The organism is Nocardia sp. IBHARD005 (genome assembly GCF_052814245.1).
This window is the reverse complement of sequence record NZ_CP199935.1, coordinates 951,776-967,906: the sequence shown is the minus strand read 5'-3', so window position 1 is coordinate 967,906 and position 16,131 is coordinate 951,776. Positions and strand designations below refer to the sequence as shown.

Sequence of the window (16,131 nt, the reverse complement as noted above, 5' to 3'; positions counted from 1 at the left end):
ATAAGATGTCGCGCGCCTGTTAGGCGGGTCTCACACTTGTGCTGAGGGAAGCCCTAGCACGACAGTTGTATTTCGTTGTCTCGTAATCGTTTTCGCTGGTAGCGGAGTTTCCGTGCGTGGGCTTGGTGGCGTCGTGGCGAGTGGCAGGCGGCGAGGGCGTGAGTGAGGGTGCGGACTGGGTGGAGCACTATCGCCAGGAGACGGCGGACGTCGGCGACTGTGATCGGGCCCAGCCCGCGTGGGCTTTTGGGTCGGTGGCGGCGGTGACTGCGAGGAAGGCGTGCGCGAGCATGGCGAGGGTGATGTGCCGGTACCAGGGGTCCCATTTGCGGACCTGGTAGTGGTCCAGGCCGCATTGGTCCTTGGCGGCTTGGAAGCATTCCTCGACCGCCCACCGGGCTCCGGCGATGGAAACGATCTGTTCCCGGGCCACGGTTTCGGGGTGAAAGCACAGGTAGTAGGCGATATCGGTCGGGTCGTCCAGTGATCGGCGCGCCAGCAGGGTGCGTACGAATCCGGCGGGCAGGTCGTCGTCGAACGCGGGCAGAGTGGCCCAGGCGAAGTCGTATTCGCGTTCGCCGCGCACGCCGGGACCGCACGAGGCCCGATGCCAGGCGTTGGTGGGGGCGCGGCCGATGAGGGTGTCGACGCGGCGGCGTCCGTCGAGGTCGGGCACGGTCTGCTTGACCGGGACCTCGACCACGTAGGACAGGCGGCGGGCCTCACAGAAGGCCCGGAACTTCCCGTCCCTGCCGTAGGCGGAGTCCGCGGCCACCCACCCGGCGACAACGCCGGCGTCCAGGGCCCGGCCGATCATCGCCTCGGCCAGTCGCGGTTTGGTGAGAACACCTTGCTCGCAACGGGTTTCGGGAACACCGGCCTGGGCGCAGCGGTCTGGTTCGCTGATCCAGGACTCGGGGAGATAGAGCTCGCGGTCGATCAACGCCCGACCCAAGGGACTGGCGTAGGCCAGGAACACGCCCAGTTGGCAGTTCTCAATACGACCCGCAGTGCCTGAGTATTGCCGTTGTACGCCAACGGATTTCGCGCCCTTCTTGAGGAATCCAGTCTCGTCGACGACCAGCACGCCATCGGGGCGGGACAGTGCCTGCGCCACATACGACCTGACCCGGTCCCGCAGCGAATCGGCGCTCCAGCGGGACCGGTTCAGGAAGTGCTGCAACCCATCCGGCTCCACCACGCCGGCCGCCTCGGACAGCTGCCAGGAGTTCTTGCGCTCCACCGGCGCCAACAGCCCCGTCAGGTAGGCCCGCGCCCACCGCCGCGGTTCCACACGCCCGAACAGGTCGGCCACCTGCCCGAACGTCTCATCGAGACCCGCCCTCCATGCCGAAACATCCTCGGCCACAACATCATCCAGCACGCGTGACAAGATAACGGATAATCAAACATCCTGCAGTGCAACGAAATACAACTGTCGTGCTAGTACGACAAACCGTACATATGCCATACACCCTCGCGCGCCCACTCACAGCTGTAGATCGGGTCAGTAGATGCTTTGCGAGGTGGTTTAGCCGCCTGACATGCTTCTTCGGACGGATAATCCACCCAGTCGGCGACCGCCACCCCTGAATTGACGACGCCGATTCCCCCCGCTGCGACAGCTACTGCCACAAGCGCCATTCGGGCACGCATACTGAAGCTCATTCTTTCCCCTATTTTCTGGTTACTGATGGCGCGTATGCCTCATCAGATGTATTCGTCATCGGCCACGCTAACGCGGTGCCGCCTGTCTACTTTTGCTCGCACGCCAATCTCGTTGGCTTACATACTGATTAGACGCAGCGTGGACAAATCTGGTTCCACTTCAACGCTAACGACATTGCATGATCTAGATCACACTTATCCGGTAGCCGCCGGACCCCTGCTTACGGCGACTGCGGTGGCAATCGGGATCGGGATCGCGGCGCCCGGTGAGGGCATCACCTCGCTGGACGCGCACACCGGCGGCATCTCCGACGGCAAGTACTGGCTTACAGCGGAACAAGTTTCGCTTCGCCGTACGTCGCCGGTGTCGCGGCGCTCGTGCGCGACAGGTTCCCCGACTTGTCCGCGAAACAGGTCATCTCGCGATTGGAAGCAACTGCCCACGCACCTGCGGAAGGCTGGAATCCGTACATCGGATACAGCGCGGTCGACCCCGTCGCGGCGCTGACAAACGAAGTTCCCGAACAACTTCCGCCCATGCAGGCCAGTCCGGCCCGCAGCCAGCACTTCGCGGCACCGGCCCCGCCACCACCTGCGGATAACACCGCGCGCGTGGCACTGATCGGTTCCGGTGCGATCGGCCTGATCTTGGTCCTCGGCGTCCTCGCGTCGTTCCCAATCCGACGCAAGTTCGGGATGTCCGCGGACGATCTCTGACCTGCCGCACCACAGAGCAGGGTACGGTCGGCGGGCCAGAGCCCGTCGACCCAGGTAGCCGCATGAATTCGTCAATGATCGAACGTCCGCTCACACGCCGACAGCGGTGGGAGCGGGCAACCAATCTGCCGCTGATGGTGCTCGCGGTGGTGTTCGTCGTCATGTACGCGTGGCGGGTGCTCGACACCGATGTGTCACCTCGGCTCGACAAGAGTCTTGTGCTCGCGGATATCGCGATCTGGGCGGTGTTCTTCATCGATTTCGCGGTCAGGTTGTGGCTGTCGGGCGAGCGGCTGCGCTTCATTCGTAAGCATCCACTCGACCTGCTGGTCGTGCTCGTGCCGCCGTTTCGGCCGCTGCGCCTACTCCGGGCCTCCCTGCTGCTGCTCGACGCCCTCAACCGCGCGACGCACCCGCGCACCCGCCTGGTCACCTTTGTGGCCACCAGTTCCGTGCTGATCCTGCTGCTGTCGAGCCTGGCCTTCTTCGACGCCGAATACGGCGCACCCGACTCCAAGATCGAGACCTTCGGCGACGCACTGTGGTGGTCGGCGGTCTCGGTCACCACGGTCGGCTACGGCGACGTCTACCCGGTGACCACCGAGGGCAGACTGGTCTCGCTGGTCCTGATGACGTTGGGCATCGGCCTGATCTCCTTCGCCATCGGCACCATGACCAGCTGGGTCGTCGAACAACTCAAAACCGTCGACGACACCGCCGACCGCGCCGAGAGCATGCTCCGCGAGCTGGTCGTCGAGGTCAGAGCCCTACGAACCGAGGTCGCCGAACTTCGCTCCGATTCCGCGAAGCCGACGACCCCACCCGACTAATTCACCGCGGCGACAGGCTTTTTCGCTGGCGACGGATCCGGTGCGACACCATCGTGCGCGACCATCGCCTCTTCCCGGCCCATCGTCGGCCCACCCGCGAGCAGTCCGATGATCGGCCACGGCGCCGGTTCGGCCTTGACTTCCTCGAGCCCGAGCGCCTTGACCGCGTCGGCGTTCTTGATGCCGAAGCGGACGCCGGTGTCGGCGATGTAGAACAGGCTGTCCTTGCGGCGGCTGTTCGGCTCGATGCCGGTGGACTGCACGTAGGCGCCGGAGGCGGGCGGGATGAAGACGGTGTCGGCGTTGGGACCGGTGCCGTCGGCCTGGGCGAGATCGACCGTCTTCGCCTTGTCCGGGATCGGCAGGTCGATGCCGGTGAGCAGGGTCAGTTCGGCGCGTGCGGTCGCGTCGGCATTGTCGGTGGCGCCCGCGATCGGCTTCCACGACATGCAGCTCACGGGCTGGTCCTTGGCGGTGATCAGCGTCGGCCGGTCGCGCGGGTAGTCCTGCACCTTCAGGGTCTCGACATGCGGCGCGAAAGTGTAGTCAGTGGACTGAATCGTGGTGCCGTTCATCATCGTCGGGTAGAAGTTTCGGATGATCTGCGCCGTCATCGCCGAAATCGACTGCAGACCCTCCTGCAGCACTACGAAGTTCTGATTCGGTTCGTTGAAGACCTGGACCACGTCACCGATCTTGTGGCCGCTCACGTTGTAAGACGGTGTGCCACCGGGATTGGCGATGGTCGGCGTGATCAACGGCAACACCTCAGGAATCGCGTTCAGCAGGCCCTCGCTGATCGGGCGCGGCGTCGTTCCTCCGACGCCGAGCGCCAGGGTGACGGCCGGATCGTCCATCTTCACCCGGGCACGCTTGCCTTCGTAGACCAGATAGGTCGCGTCCTTGCCCTTCACCAGCAGCGCCTTGCCCTCGTCGACCTTCGACGCCTTGGCGCCCAGACTCGGGTCACCGGCCAGCACCGACGTGGTCAGATCGGCGCTGCCGTCGGACTTGAGCTGATCGCACACCGTCCACGTCCGCCCCGTGCCATTTTTGTCGTAGAGGATCGACGACGGGGCGCCCGGAATGCCGATCAGCTGACCGCGCGGCTTCTTCCCGAGCTCGGACTCCTTGACGATCGCCGCCTTGGACGCCTCACCGGCCGCCAGCCGGGCCGAGGCCAGGTTCAGCGCGGGGTGCACGACATTGTCGACGACCACGTAGACGCCGCCGGATTCCTTGGCGATCAGGATCTTGCTGTCGCCGATCTTGTCCTGCGGGCGCAGCAGTGCGAGTACACCGCAACCGGCGAGGACCACGATGCCGAGCACCAGTCCGACCACGTAGGCACGGGTCTGCGCGCGCATCGGGTCGTGCAACATCCGCACATCCCGGCGCACCAGGGCGTGCTCCATTCGCCGCACCAGGAAGCGGTATCCGCTGACCTGCCAGCGCGTTGTGGGTTTTGAAGGCATTGGTTCCTCCCCCGAACAGTGCTCTCGTCCGGGCAACACAGTACAGTTCCCGGCAGCAGTTGTTCGCATTCGGCCATCGGTCGATCGACAATCGGGTACCTGGGGGAGGAACGAATGGCTGAGTTCACCGGGGCGGGACCGCGCCCGCTGTTCGGTCGGATTTCGCTGCCGCACCTACTCATTGCGCAGGTCCTCGGCCTGATCGCGGGGGTTGTTGCGCTGATCTGCGGGCTCGATCCGCTGCCGTCGCTCGGCATCGCCATCGCGGTGGCGCTGGTGCCGCTGATCCCGATCGGCAAGCGCACGATCCTCGACTGGATCTCGACCATTCGCCGATATTCCGGCAAGCGCGAATACACGCTCGGCGACACCGTCGACTTCCGTGACACCGACGGCCGCTCGCTCGGCCTGTACTGGGACGGCAGTCGCGTGGTCACCGTTGTCGAGGTGCTGCCGCCGCGCGGCGGGCTGACCAGAATCGCCCGCACCGCCGTGCACGCCTCGCACCTGTTGCCGCTGCCCGAATTGGCCGCGTGCCTCAACCAGCACGACATCCTGCTCAGCGGGATCGACATCATCAGCCACGGTCACCGCAGCCGGTCCGGCACGCCCGCGGGCGCGATCTACGAATCGCTGCTCGGTCCGCTGCCCGCGACCGCGCACCGCACGGTGTGGCTCGCGATCAGCTTCGACGCGGTGGCCTGCCCGGACGCGACGGCTCGTCGCGGCGGTGGCACCGATGGCGCTTCCCGCTCGGTCACCATCGCCACCCAGCGGATCATGCGCACGCTCGAAGACGCCGATTGCAACGCGCGCATCCTCACCGCGCCGGAGATCCGCAAGGCCGTGCAGCAGATCACCGCGGGTCTCGATCCGCGCACGCTGAGTCAGCGGTGGAAGTACGCCGAGATCGGCAACGCGGTGAATATCGGCAGTGCGGTGGATCCCAAGCAGCTGGGTTCGGATCTGCTCGCGCAGCTGTGGGTGGCGCCGTCACGCGGTACCACGGTCGCCGTGCGGCTTCGTCCCGGTAGCGATGCCGAATCCGTCAACGTCGGTGCCGCATGGCGATTGACCGCGCGCGAACTTCCCGAGAAGACCAAGGCCAAGGGCATGGTGTCGATGAGCGGTCGTCATCGCGACGCGCTGCTGGCGCACCTGCCGATCGCGGTTCCCGGTGTCGACGACACGATCCCGACCATCGAGTACCCGATCGATGTCATCGGCGCGCTGCATCTTCCGTCTTCGGGCTGCGGGCAGCTGCTCGGCTCCGACGACGAGGGCAACGGCGTCGCTACCAGGATCGTTGGCCTCGGCATCTCGACCGTGTATGTGGCCGGTGAGCTGTATCTGGCCCAGCAGTTGGTGTTCCGCGCGCTGGCCGTCGGCGAGCGGGTACTGGTGCGCACCGACCGGGCGCAGGCCTGGGAGCAGCTGGTGACTACCGTCGGCAATCCGGAGCGGCTGACCATCGCGGTCGAAACACACCAGTCCGACGCGGGTTTCACCGCGACGGTCGTCGACGGTGTGCTCGCGCCTGCCCCGCACGCCGGTGTCACCACGATCTACCTCACCGGCGATCCCAACGGCTGGCCCGCTTCTCGTCCCGACCTGGAGATCTTCCAGCCGGGCGCGATCGGCAACCGGGTGGTGCTGCGCACGGGAACGACCAGGGTGAACCTGACGCTGGTCTCGATTCCGCGCGAGTCGACCTACATCGGCCAGCCGCGTGGGCAGCGTGCCATGGCCTCCGCCTGATCAAATCCACCCGGCGTAATCATGCAATCGGGCGTCGTTTAATCAGAAAACTGATTGAAATGGCGCGAATTGCACGATTACGCCAGTCGGACCAGTCGACGGAGATCCCGCCCAGTGGCTCAGCCCGGATAGGGCTCGACCGTGCGGGCTGCACGCAAAGTGGTTCCCCACCAGGCCAATTGGTTCAGCATGCGGTCGCACGCGTCGATCGCGGCGTCGTCGTCGGTCATGCCGGTCTTGTCGAAGCGGCGTTTGGCCTGGGCGAAGCTCACCGATTCGCGCACCGACACCATGTGCAGTTCCGCAATCACCTGACGCAACTGCTCGACCGCGCGCAACCCACCCGACAGGCCGCCATAGGACACGAACCCGATCGGCTTGGCCCGCCACTCGTGCTTGGCGCTGTCGAGCGCGGTCTTCAGCGACGCCGGGTACCCGTGGTTGTACTCGGAGGTGACCGCGACGAACGCGTCCGCCACGGCCAACCTGGCCCGAAATGCCTCGACCTCCGCCGTTTGGGTGAGGTCGACGGGCAACCCGAGATCAAGCAGATCGAGCACCCCCACCTCGAATTCCGGCCGCTCGCCCAGCGCGGTGACCAGCCAGCCGGCCACCACGGGCGCGAATCGCTCGGGGCGCGTACTGGCGACGATGATCTCCAACCGCAGCGGTGCGTTCATGCCGCCGAGCTTATCGACACCGGAATGCCCCGGTCCCGGAGCCGCTCGTCGACTCGTGCACGATAGGGCTGTCGGTTTTCGTTCATGGGGCGCAGGGGGTCGCGCGTGATTGTCGGACGTTGGCAGTTGGTGGAGACGTTGGGGACACCGCAGACTTGGTCGATGTTGACCGCGGGCACCACACCGCGGGAGTGGGCGTCGTATCAGCGGGCGATTCCGGCGCGGCTGCAGCCGTTGGTCGCGGCCGCGCACGATACGGGCGCGCCGGTGGAGGAGGTGCTGCCGAAGTCGCGTAATCCTTGGTCGGAGCTGCGGTTTCGCGCTGTGCCGGTGCTGTGGCCCGGATCCACCGCGCATGCGGTGAAGGTGTGGGTCGGGCCGGAGGTACCGCGCGACGAACTGCGCGTCGCCCCGTTCCAGGTCGACGCGCGCGCCCGCGTCATGCGCACCCATCCCGCCGGACTCGGGCCCCACTTCGGTTCGGCACCAGTCGAATACAGCGGTGCCGAGCCGTTTCAGCGGATCGAGCGTTTCGATCAAGCCCTGGAATTCGTTGCCACGCTGTACCGTTCGGATCCCCGGAGCCGATGGTCGGGAGTCGCGACCGTCCACTCGGGGATCGGCCCACGGTCACTGTTGGTGGCCGCGCGCAACGGCAGTGGCGACCAGCAGCGGTTCGCGTGGCGTGGGGTCGCCGTCGATGTCACCGACAGCATTGCCCCACAACACAAGTCGTTCGAGGCCGCAACCCTCGAGTTATTGCGCGAATCCCGGCCCGGCCTGTATCTGGTCATCCTCGACACCGCGCAGGTTCGCGCGGTGCGCTGGGTCACCGAGCCGATGCCGGGGCTGACCTGGCGCGGGGTCGACGAGCGAACCGTCCCGCATCCCGACGACCGGCCAAGGATCGCCGCGCTGCGCGCCGAGGTGCTGGCCGGTGCCACGCACGCCGGGCTGAGCGGGTTGCGGCTGGCGGCCGAGGCGGGTGGCTGGCTCACCGTCGACGTCGAGGTGTCACCGCTGCCCAGCGGCGGCGCGGCGCCTGCCTTCATGCTCGCTCAGTTGCAGGTCACCGCGCCGCCGGGATGATCAGGGCAGTTCGAAGGGCAGCGATACCCCGGCGTGCACGCGGCAGCGCTCGCAGGTGTCGGTGCCGTCGACCGCGGTGACCGCGCGACGCATGAGCTCCTTGAACGGTCCGAGGTTCTTCTTGAACTCGGCGAACACGTCGACCGCGTGCACCCCGGTGCCCTCTTCGAGACCGGCGTCCAAGTCGGTGACGAGAGCGACTGCGGCGTAGCACATTTCGAGTTCGCGGGCGAGGACGGCTTCGGGATGTCCGGTCATGTTGACCAGGTCCCAGCCCTGCCCGGCGAACCAGCGGCTCTCGGCGCGAGTGGAGAAACGCGGGCCCTGCACCACGACCATCGTGCCGGAATCCTCCACCCGTAGCTCACCTGCCGACTTCACCGCGGTAGCGCGCAGGTCGTCGCAATAGGGATCGGCGAAGGAGACGTGGACGCCGCCACCGTCGAAGTAGGTCTGTGGGCGACCCGAGGTCCGGTCGACGAGCTGATCCGGCACCGCCACGGTGCCCGGACCCCAATCGGCGCGCAGGCTGCCGACCGCGCACGGCGCGAACACCCGGCGCACCCCGAGCGCGCGCAGCGCCCACATATTCGCCTGGTAGGGCAGGGTGTGCGGCGCGAACTCGTGCTGCTTGCCGTGCCGCGGCAGGAAGGCGACGGCACGGCCTTCGACCTCTCCGATCGCGACCGGCGCGCTCGGCGCGCCATACGGTGTGTCGACCTCGACGTGCACCGCGTCATGGTCGAAGAAGTCATAGAAACCGCTGCCGCCGATGACGGCGAGTGCGGGCCGGGGAAGCGAACTCATAGCGCCGATTCTTCCGTCCGAGCCGACGGCGCGCAGCACCGGGGACCTGTCATCTGACAATTCCACCGCGAAACTGTACCCTAGGGGGGTATTAGTTCGCCCCGCGAGCTACCAGGCAGGCGAGGAGACCTTCGGTGACAACACCCACCCCCGACACCGCGACCGGCGACGAGCACGCGGGCCACGCAGGCCACGGCTACATCACCGCCAAGGACGACTACCTCAAGCGACTGCGCCGCATCGAGGGCCAGTCGCGCGGGCTCCAGCGGATGGTCGAAGAGGAGAAATACTGCATCGACATCCTCACCCAGGTCTCCGCCATGACCAAGGCGCTGCAGGCCGTCGCGATGGGGCTGCTCGAGGACCACATCTCGCACTGCGTCGTCGATGCCGCGGTGGCCGGTGGACCCGAGGCCGAAGCCAAGATCAAAGAGGCCACCGACGCGATCGCACGGCTGGTCAGGTCCTGACGGCAGACGCGGCCCGACCTCGTCGCCGCGCTGGTGCACGGCTAGCGCCTCAGGCCCGGCGTCAGTCCGGCGTGCACCGGTGCGCGCCGCACGACTCGACCGCTCGGCACCCGATGGGGCTGCAAACGCTCGCCACGCGGTACAGCCGTCGCGGCCGTGCGTACCGTGCGGCCGAGATCGAGATCGGCGTAGAGCAGTCCCTCCTGTTCTTCGGCGAGTGGCGTGGCGAGTTCGAGCCCGCCGGGTCCGAAGATCCGCGAGACCCCGCCACCGCCACGCAGCAGGCGCCGGTCGGGCGAACGCGCGTCGACAACCTCCCAGCCCGCCACGGGCACGACCGCGACGGGCGCGATGACGTGGGTCGACCCGTCCATCGCGTAGCGGACACTGGCGGCGGTATTGAGATCGGGCCCCCATTCCTTGCCCTCCCCGTAGTACACGGTGAAGCCCGACCACGCCGCCACATGGATCTGCTCGCGCTGTTCGTGCAGCTGTCCGCGCAGGTCCGCGCGGAGATGATCGGCGCCGCCGAGCACACCGATCCGGCCGTGCACGGTGTCGCGGACCAGCGGTCCCCGGCCCGGCGAGACACTGAAGACAGTGCGATCGAGCCCGGTCGGTTCAGCCTTGCGAGCGACGGCGATGGTGCCGTCGGTATCGATCAAGGCCTGAGACATGAAGACCTCGCGTCCGGCACGCTCGGCGAAGCCGATCGAGACGTGCACGCCCTTGCGGCGGGCCGCGTACGCGATGGCGCGCAGTTCGGGGCCGTCGGCGGTCAGCGCGTTGGCCAGGTACCTGGCCAGGAATTCTTCACCCCAATCGACCGAATTGAGCCACATCCACCACGGAAATCCGGGCAGGAACGTCTCCGGAAAAGCAATCAGTTGCGCGCCGCCACGTTCGGCCGACTCGATATATTCGATTGTCTGTTCGACTCCGGCGGACAGATTCAACCATTTCGGCTCGGCCTGCACCGCTGCCACGCGTACCCGACTCATTGGGCCCCCTTGTCACTCAACCAGTGAAGTGTGTTCAATTCACTCTCTCGCAGAATGGCGCGATTCAAACTGTCATCCTGTGCCAGCCGACTGACCGTCTGTGCCAATCCACCGCTTACGGCCGGAAACCCTTTCAGCGCACGCAATTCGGGTTGGCCGCAACCTCAGCAGTCCCGTCACGGCACTCCGATGTCGAAAACCAGCCGGGAAAGGGCGCCTGACGATGGACAGACGGTCTTGCGATGAATGGCGCGATCAGATCGGCAGCGCACTCGTCGCGATCATCCGGAATTCGCCGGGGGTCATCCCCGTCTCCGACCGGAAGGCACGGAAGAAGTGCCGCTCGGAGGCGAAGCCCGACGCGAGCGCGACGGTCGCCGTCGCCCGGTCGGGACAGCGGGCGAGCAGCGTGCGCGCGCATTCCACCCGCATACGCCGCAACACGGCACTGAGCCCGTCCTCCACGTCACCGAACAGCCGGTACAGCGTTCGTCGCGACACCAGACAGGCTCGCGCGATGTCGTCGATCGTCAGGCTCGGGTCGGCGCATCTGGTCCGCATGAAAGCGAGCACCTGCTCGCGGGACAGCGCCTGCGCCGGCTCACCCGACGGAATGTCCCCCGAGGCCAGCCGGACCGCGGAGGCGAGCAGTTCGACACCGCTGTCGGCCAGCACGGTCGCGTGGCCAGGGGCGCTCTGCTGGATGCGGGCCAGATCGCGGAAGAACCCGGCGACCACACCGCCCGCACTGATCGTCGACAGATCGAAGCCGGGCTGGCTGGTGCGCTCGATCCGGAAACTGTCCTTATCGATGAGGAAAGTCTCGAATCACTATCGAATCGCCACTCGAGAGATCCGATGTCACAGAATTCGGAGAACGGAGACGGCAATTAGTCACCGCAGCAGCCGCCTTCAGGTGCCGGCACCGTTCTGGTCTCTCGGGTTTGGATGTTGCGGGCGGCGAGGTCGGCGTCGGCGGGGTAGTCGACGGCGATCAGGCTCAGCCCGTGGGCGGGGGCGACGGTGACCGAGCTGGAGCGTTCGGTTTCGGCGAGCAGGGTCGAGGTCCATTCGGGGGTGCGGCGGCCTTCGCCGACCGCGAGAACGGCGCCGACCAGGCTGCGCACCATCGACCAGCAGAAGGCGTCGGCGCTGACGTAGGCGGTGAGCAGGTCGCCGTCGCGCTCCCAGTCGAAGCGCTGGAGTTCGCGGATGGTGGTGGCGCCCTCGCGCCGGCGGCAGAAGGCGGCGAAGTTGTGCAGGCCCAGCAGGTTTCGGGACGCGGCGCGCATAGCCTCGAGGTCGACGCCGGGTTTGCACGGCACCACACCGCGCGCCTGCAACGGCTGCGCGCCGTAGGGGGCGGTGGTGAGCCGGTAGGCGTAGTGGCGGCGCATCGCGGAGAAGCGGGCGTCGAATTCGGGCGGTGCGGTGCGGATTTCGGTGATCCGCACGTCCTTGGGCAGGAACTTGGCCATGCGGTACAGCAACTTGTCGGCGTCGAATTCGGACTCGGTGTCGAAGTGCGCGACCTGCCCCTCGGCGTGCACACCGGCGTCGGTGCGCCCGGCGACCGTCAACTGCAGCGGCTCACGCAGCACCTTCGACAGCGACTCCTCGAGCACACCCTGCACCGTGCGCAACCCCGGCTGGCGTGCCCAGCCGGTGAAATCGGTGCCGTCGTAACTGATCCCGAGCCGCACCCGAGTCATGCCATCCTCCTGATTTCGCGCACGGAAAAGAACCGAGCCCGCCACCCACGAAGGGTGACGGGCTCGGCAGAACTCCTGAGAATCAGGCGTCCTTCTTGTCCTCGGTGGCCTCGTCGGCGGCCGGGGCATCAGCCACGGTCTCTTCGACGGCGGTCTCCTCGACGACCTCAGCGGCCGGAGCCTCTTCGGTCTTCTGCGAAGCGGCGACACGACGGGCCCGATCGGCCTCGTTGGTCACGGTCTTCTCGCGAACGAGCTCGATGATGGCCATCGGCGCGTTGTCACCCTTGCGCGGCAGCGCCTTGGTGATACGCGTGTAGCCACCCTCGCGACCCTCGAACGAGGGGCCGATGTCGGCGAACAGGACGTGGACGACGTCCTTGTTGCGGATGTCCTTCATGACCTCACGACGGTCGGCAAGGCTGCCGGCCTTCGCCTTGGTGATGATCTTCTCGGCGTAGGGACGCACCGCCTTGGCCTTGGCCTCGGTGGTCGTGATCCGACCGTGCTCGAAAAGCGCCGTGGCCAGGTTGGCGAAGATCGCCTTCTGGTGCGACGCCGAGCCGCCGAACCGGCGGCCCTTCTTGGGCTTGGGCATTGTGGGTTTCTCCTGGGCGTATTAAAGCTGTTCGGTTTCGGCGTAGTCCTGCTCGCCGCCGTCGGTATCACTGAACGTGCCGCTGTCGCTCCACGTTCCGGTGCTCGCGTCATAACCCACCACGGAGGACGGGTCGAACGACGCCGGGCTGTCCTTGAGCGAGAGGCCGAGCGTGTGCAGCTTGACCTTCACCTCGTCGATGGACTTCTGGCCGAAGTTGCGGATGTCGAGCAGATCCGACTCGGTACGGGCGACAAGCTCGCCCACCGTGTGCACACCCTCGCGCTTGAGGCAGTTGTAGGACCGGACGGTGAGGTCCAGGTCCTCGATCGGCAGACCGAAGGAGGCGATGTGATCCGCCTCGGCCGGGCTGGGGCCGATCTCGATGCCCTCGGCTTCGACGTTGAGCTCACGGGCCAGGCCGAAGAGCTCGACCAGGGTCTTACCCGCCGAAGCGAGCGCGTCCCGGGCCGTGATGGAGTTCTTGGTCTCCACGTCGAGGATGAGACGGTCGAAGTCGGTGCGCTGCTCGACACGGGTGGCCTCGACCTTGTAGGTCACCTTGAGCACCGGGGAGTAGATCGAATCCACCGGGATCCGGCCGATTTCCGCGCCGGTCGCCTTGTTCTGCACGGCGGGCACGTAACCGCGACCCCGCTCGACGACGAGCTCGATCTCGAGCTTGCCCTTGTCGTTGAGGGTGGCGATGTGCATGTCCGGGTTGTGCACGATGACGCCGGCGGGCGGGACGATGTCACCAGCGGTGACGGTGCCCGGGCCCTGCTTACGCACGTACATGGTGACCGGCTCGTCCTCTTCGGAGGACACGACCAGACCCTTGAGGTTCAGGATGATGTCGGTGACATCTTCCTTCACGCCGGGGACGGTGGTGAACTCGTGCAGGACACCGTCGATGCGGATGCTCGTGACCGCGGCCCCCGGGATGGAGGACAGCAGGGTACGACGCAGCGAGTTGCCGAGGGTGTAACCGAAGCCCGGCTCGAGGGGTTCGATGGTGAACTTCGAGCGGTTCTCCGCCACAACCTCTTCGGTCAGTGTCGGACGCTGGGAAATCAGCATGAGGATCTACTTCCTGTTCAGGGCATCCGCTATTTGATGCCTCGTCAGTGATTGCGGGGGCCGCCGCGTGGCGACCCCCACCGTTAAGCGATTACTTCGAGTAGTACTCGACGATGAGCTGTTCGGACAGCGGCACATCGATCTGCGCGCGCTCGGGCAGCTGGTGCACCAGGATGCGCAGGCGGCCGGGGACGACCTGCAGCCAACCGGGAACCGGACGGTCGCCGACGGTCTCGCGAGCCACCTGGAACGGCAGCGTCGGGAGCGACTTCTCCTTGACATCGATGATGTCGTACTGGGAGACCTGGTAGCTGGGGACGTTCACCTTGACACCGTTGACGATGAAGTGACCGTGGCTGACCAGCTGACGGGCCTGACGACGGGTCCGAGCCAGACCGGCGCGGTACACGACGTTGTCCAGACGAGCCTCGAGCAGACGGAGCAGGTTGTCGCCGGTCTTACCCTTGAGACGGTTGGCCTCTTCGTAGTAACGACGGAACTGCTTCTCCATGACGCCGTACGAGAAGCGAGCCTTCTGCTTCTCCTGCAGCTGCATGAGGTACTCGGATTCCTTGATCCGCGCGCGACCGTGCTGGCCGGGCGGGTAAGGACGACGCTCGAACGCCTGGTCGCCTCCGACGAGGTCGACGCGCAGACGACGCGACTTGCGGGTGATGGGGCCTGTATAACGTGCCATTTGAAGCTTTTTCCTTTCCCGCTGTTAGACGCGACGCCGCTTGGGCGGACGGCAGCCGTTGTGCGGCTGCGGAGTGACATCGGAGATCGAGCCCACTTCCAGGCCTGCGGCCTGCAGCGAACGGATCGCGGTCTCGCGGCCCGAACCCGGGCCCTTCACGAACACGTCGACCTTCTTGACGCCGTTCTCCTGCGCCTTGCGGGCAGCGTTCTCGGCAGCGAGCTGCGCGGCGAACGGGGTGCTCTTACGCGAACCCTTGAAACCGACGTGACCCGACGACGCCCACGAGATGACATTGCCCTCGGGGTCGGTGATCGAGACGATGGTGTTGTTGAACGTGCTCTTGATGTGCGCGTGGCCGTGCGGGATGTTCTTCTTATCCCGGCGACGCGACTTCTGAGTCTTCTTCGGGCCAGCGGCCCGGCTCTTCGGAGGCATACGCTATCCCTACTTCTTCTTGCCGGCGACGGTCTTCTTCGGACCCTTGCGCGTACGCGCGTTCGTCTTGGTGCGCTGACCACGAACGGGCAGGCCACGACGGTGGCGGATGCCCTGGTAGCAGCCGATCTCGATCTTGCGGCGAATATCGGCCTGAACCTCGCGGCGCAGGTCACCTTCGACCTTGTAGTCCGAGGCTTCGATGTAATCGCGAAGCTTCGACAGGTCGTCGTCGCTGAGATCCTTCGAGCGCAGGTCCGGGCTGACGCCCGTCTCGGCCAGGATCTGGGTGGCGCGGGTGCGCCCGATTCCGAAAATGTAGGTCAGCGCGATCTCCATGCGCTTTTCGCGCGGGAGATCAACGCCCATCAGACGTGCCATGTGGCAGGTTCCTTAATGGTTGCGGAGGTCTGCTCCCCGTCCGTCCCCCCGTCTTTACAAGGTGGGGGCACCGGCCTCCGTGCCGGTGGATGGCGCGCACAAGTACGTGCGCGCTGGAGCTGGGAGTGCTTCTTTCGGTCAGTCCGATCAGACGATCGGTGCCCGGTGGTGCTGCGTAGAACGGCCCCTCGGCAAGCCTCGGGAACGCTGTATCAGCCCTGACGCTGCTTGTGGCGCAGGTTGTCGCAGATCACCATGACCCGACCATGACGGCGGATCACCTTGCACTTCTCGCAGATCTTCTTGACGCTCGGATTAACCTTCACGTCAGTCCAATCTTGTATTGGCCCACACAGGTGGTGTGAACACAGTTTTTCCCCAGCCAGAGGACTGGGGAAGTCTGGTGTGCGCCCCGTTGCCGGGACACTGTGCGACGCCGCGCGCCGGTCGGGCTCGCGACGCCGTCAGGCATCACTTGTAGCGGTAGACAATCCGGCCGCGTGAGAGGTCGTACGGCGACAGCTCGACGACCACGCGGTCTTCCGGAAGGATACGAATGTAGTGCTGCCGCATCTTTCCGCTGATGTGCGCGAGAACCTTGTGACCGTTCTCGAGCTCGATCCGGAACATCGCATTGGGCAGCGGCTCGACAACTCGACCCTCGACCTCGATGGCCCCGTCTTTCTTCGCCATATCCTCCGCGATCCCGGTTACGCTCAACCTGAGTTTG

Annotated in this window: 19 protein-coding genes; 5 read left to right on the top strand and 14 right to left on the bottom strand. The window is 66.1% G+C overall.

What is annotated here, in order from left to right; all coding sequences use genetic code 11:
* Window positions 1–187 precede the first annotated feature (187 nt).
* A complete protein-coding gene (locus ACTWPB_RS04410) occupies window positions 188–1,369 on the bottom strand; it encodes an IS701 family transposase (protein WP_446226232.1) in 1,182 nt (393 codons plus the stop codon).
* 620 nt (window positions 1,370–1,989) lie between these two features.
* Here ACTWPB_RS04410 and ACTWPB_RS04405 point away from each other — a divergent pair.
* Together ACTWPB_RS04405 and ACTWPB_RS04400 are read left to right on the top strand one after the other, a co-directional pair.
* A complete protein-coding gene (locus ACTWPB_RS04405; protein WP_446226231.1) occupies window positions 1,990–2,385 on the top strand; it encodes a S8 family serine peptidase in 396 nt (131 codons plus the stop codon).
* Between the two features lie 62 nt (window positions 2,386–2,447).
* Window positions 2,448–3,215: a potassium channel family protein gene (locus tag ACTWPB_RS04400; protein WP_446224428.1), complete on the top strand. Its 768-nt coding sequence runs from the start codon at window positions 2,448–2,450 to the stop codon at window positions 3,213–3,215.
* Here the strand turns inward: ACTWPB_RS04400 and eccB are convergent.
* On the bottom strand, window positions 3,212–4,690 hold the full coding sequence (eccB, locus tag ACTWPB_RS04395; protein WP_446224427.1) for a type VII secretion protein EccB: 1,479 nt from the start codon (window positions 4,688–4,690) through the stop codon (window positions 3,212–3,214). The two genes, ACTWPB_RS04400 and eccB, sit on opposite strands and share 4 nt — an antisense overlap.
* 114 nt (window positions 4,691–4,804) lie before the next feature.
* Here eccB and eccE point away from each other — a divergent pair, with 114 nt between their 5' ends.
* Window positions 4,805–6,448: a type VII secretion protein EccE gene (gene eccE / locus ACTWPB_RS04390; protein WP_446224426.1), complete on the top strand. Its 1,644-nt coding sequence runs from the start codon at window positions 4,805–4,807 to the stop codon at window positions 6,446–6,448.
* Window positions 6,449–6,567: 119 nt separating this feature from the next.
* On the opposite strand, the gene ACTWPB_RS04385 is transcribed toward eccE, so the two are convergent.
* Complete coding sequence (locus ACTWPB_RS04385) at window positions 6,568–7,128, bottom strand: NADPH-dependent FMN reductase (protein ID WP_446224425.1); 561 nt, start codon at window positions 7,126–7,128, stop codon at window positions 6,568–6,570.
* A gap of 105 nt (window positions 7,129–7,233) precedes the next feature.
* On the opposite strand from ACTWPB_RS04385, the gene ACTWPB_RS04380 reads away from it, so the two are divergent.
* Entirely contained in the window at window positions 7,234–8,217 is a 984-nt protein-coding gene (locus tag ACTWPB_RS04380) for a GAF domain-containing protein (RefSeq protein WP_446224424.1), read from the top strand.
* On the opposite strand, the gene ACTWPB_RS04375 is transcribed toward ACTWPB_RS04380, so the two are convergent.
* On the bottom strand, window positions 8,218–9,024 hold the full coding sequence (locus ACTWPB_RS04375) for an S-methyl-5'-thioadenosine phosphorylase (RefSeq protein ID WP_446224423.1): 807 nt from the start codon (window positions 9,022–9,024) through the stop codon (window positions 8,218–8,220). It abuts the gene before it with no gap.
* Window positions 9,025–9,158: 134 nt separating this feature from the next.
* Between ACTWPB_RS04375 and ACTWPB_RS04370 the strand changes: the two genes are divergently transcribed.
* On the top strand, window positions 9,159–9,494 hold the full coding sequence (locus tag ACTWPB_RS04370) for a metal-sensitive transcriptional regulator (protein WP_063004986.1): 336 nt from the start codon (window positions 9,159–9,161) through the stop codon (window positions 9,492–9,494).
* 41 nt (window positions 9,495–9,535) lie between these two features.
* On the opposite strand, the gene ACTWPB_RS04365 is transcribed toward ACTWPB_RS04370, so the two are convergent.
* From ACTWPB_RS04365 to infA, 10 genes are all read right to left on the bottom strand, one after another.
* Window positions 9,536–10,495 (bottom strand): nitrilase-related carbon-nitrogen hydrolase, encoded by a 960-nt coding sequence (locus ACTWPB_RS04365; protein WP_446224422.1) that lies wholly within the window; start codon window positions 10,493–10,495, stop codon window positions 9,536–9,538.
* Window positions 10,496–10,750: 255 nt separating this feature from the next.
* Window positions 10,751–11,233: a helix-turn-helix transcriptional regulator gene (locus ACTWPB_RS04360; RefSeq protein ID WP_446224421.1), complete on the bottom strand. Its 483-nt coding sequence runs from the start codon at window positions 11,231–11,233 to the stop codon at window positions 10,751–10,753.
* Between the two features lie 152 nt (window positions 11,234–11,385).
* Window positions 11,386–12,198: a tRNA pseudouridine(38-40) synthase TruA gene (gene truA / locus ACTWPB_RS04355; RefSeq protein WP_446226230.1), complete on the bottom strand. Its 813-nt coding sequence runs from the start codon at window positions 12,196–12,198 to the stop codon at window positions 11,386–11,388.
* Window positions 12,199–12,289: 91 nt separating this feature from the next.
* The gene (gene rplQ / locus ACTWPB_RS04350; protein WP_446224420.1) at window positions 12,290–12,805 is read right to left on the bottom strand and encodes a 50S ribosomal protein L17; all 516 of its coding nucleotides are present in this window, start codon (window positions 12,803–12,805) and stop codon (window positions 12,290–12,292) included.
* 21 nt (window positions 12,806–12,826) lie between these two features.
* Window positions 12,827–13,885, bottom strand: a complete 1,059-nt coding sequence (locus tag ACTWPB_RS04345) for a DNA-directed RNA polymerase subunit alpha (RefSeq protein WP_056818293.1) — start codon at window positions 13,883–13,885, stop codon at window positions 12,827–12,829.
* Window positions 13,886–13,976: 91 nt separating this feature from the next.
* Entirely contained in the window at window positions 13,977–14,582 is a 606-nt protein-coding gene (gene rpsD, locus ACTWPB_RS04340; RefSeq protein ID WP_446224419.1) for a 30S ribosomal protein S4, read from the bottom strand.
* Between the two features lie 24 nt (window positions 14,583–14,606).
* Complete coding sequence (gene rpsK / locus ACTWPB_RS04335; protein WP_019045110.1) at window positions 14,607–15,020, bottom strand: 30S ribosomal protein S11; 414 nt, start codon at window positions 15,018–15,020, stop codon at window positions 14,607–14,609.
* A 9-nt stretch (window positions 15,021–15,029) separates the two neighbouring features.
* The gene (gene rpsM, locus ACTWPB_RS04330) at window positions 15,030–15,401 is read right to left on the bottom strand and encodes a 30S ribosomal protein S13 (protein WP_378598303.1); all 372 of its coding nucleotides are present in this window, start codon (window positions 15,399–15,401) and stop codon (window positions 15,030–15,032) included.
* A 212-nt stretch (window positions 15,402–15,613) separates the two neighbouring features.
* A complete protein-coding gene (gene rpmJ, locus ACTWPB_RS04325) occupies window positions 15,614–15,727 on the bottom strand; it encodes a 50S ribosomal protein L36 (protein WP_056818299.1) in 114 nt (37 codons plus the stop codon).
* A gap of 145 nt (window positions 15,728–15,872) precedes the next feature.
* Entirely contained in the window at window positions 15,873–16,094 is a 222-nt protein-coding gene (gene infA, locus ACTWPB_RS04320; RefSeq protein WP_003418601.1) for a translation initiation factor IF-1, read from the bottom strand.
* Between the last annotated feature and the right edge of the window lie 37 nt (window positions 16,095–16,131).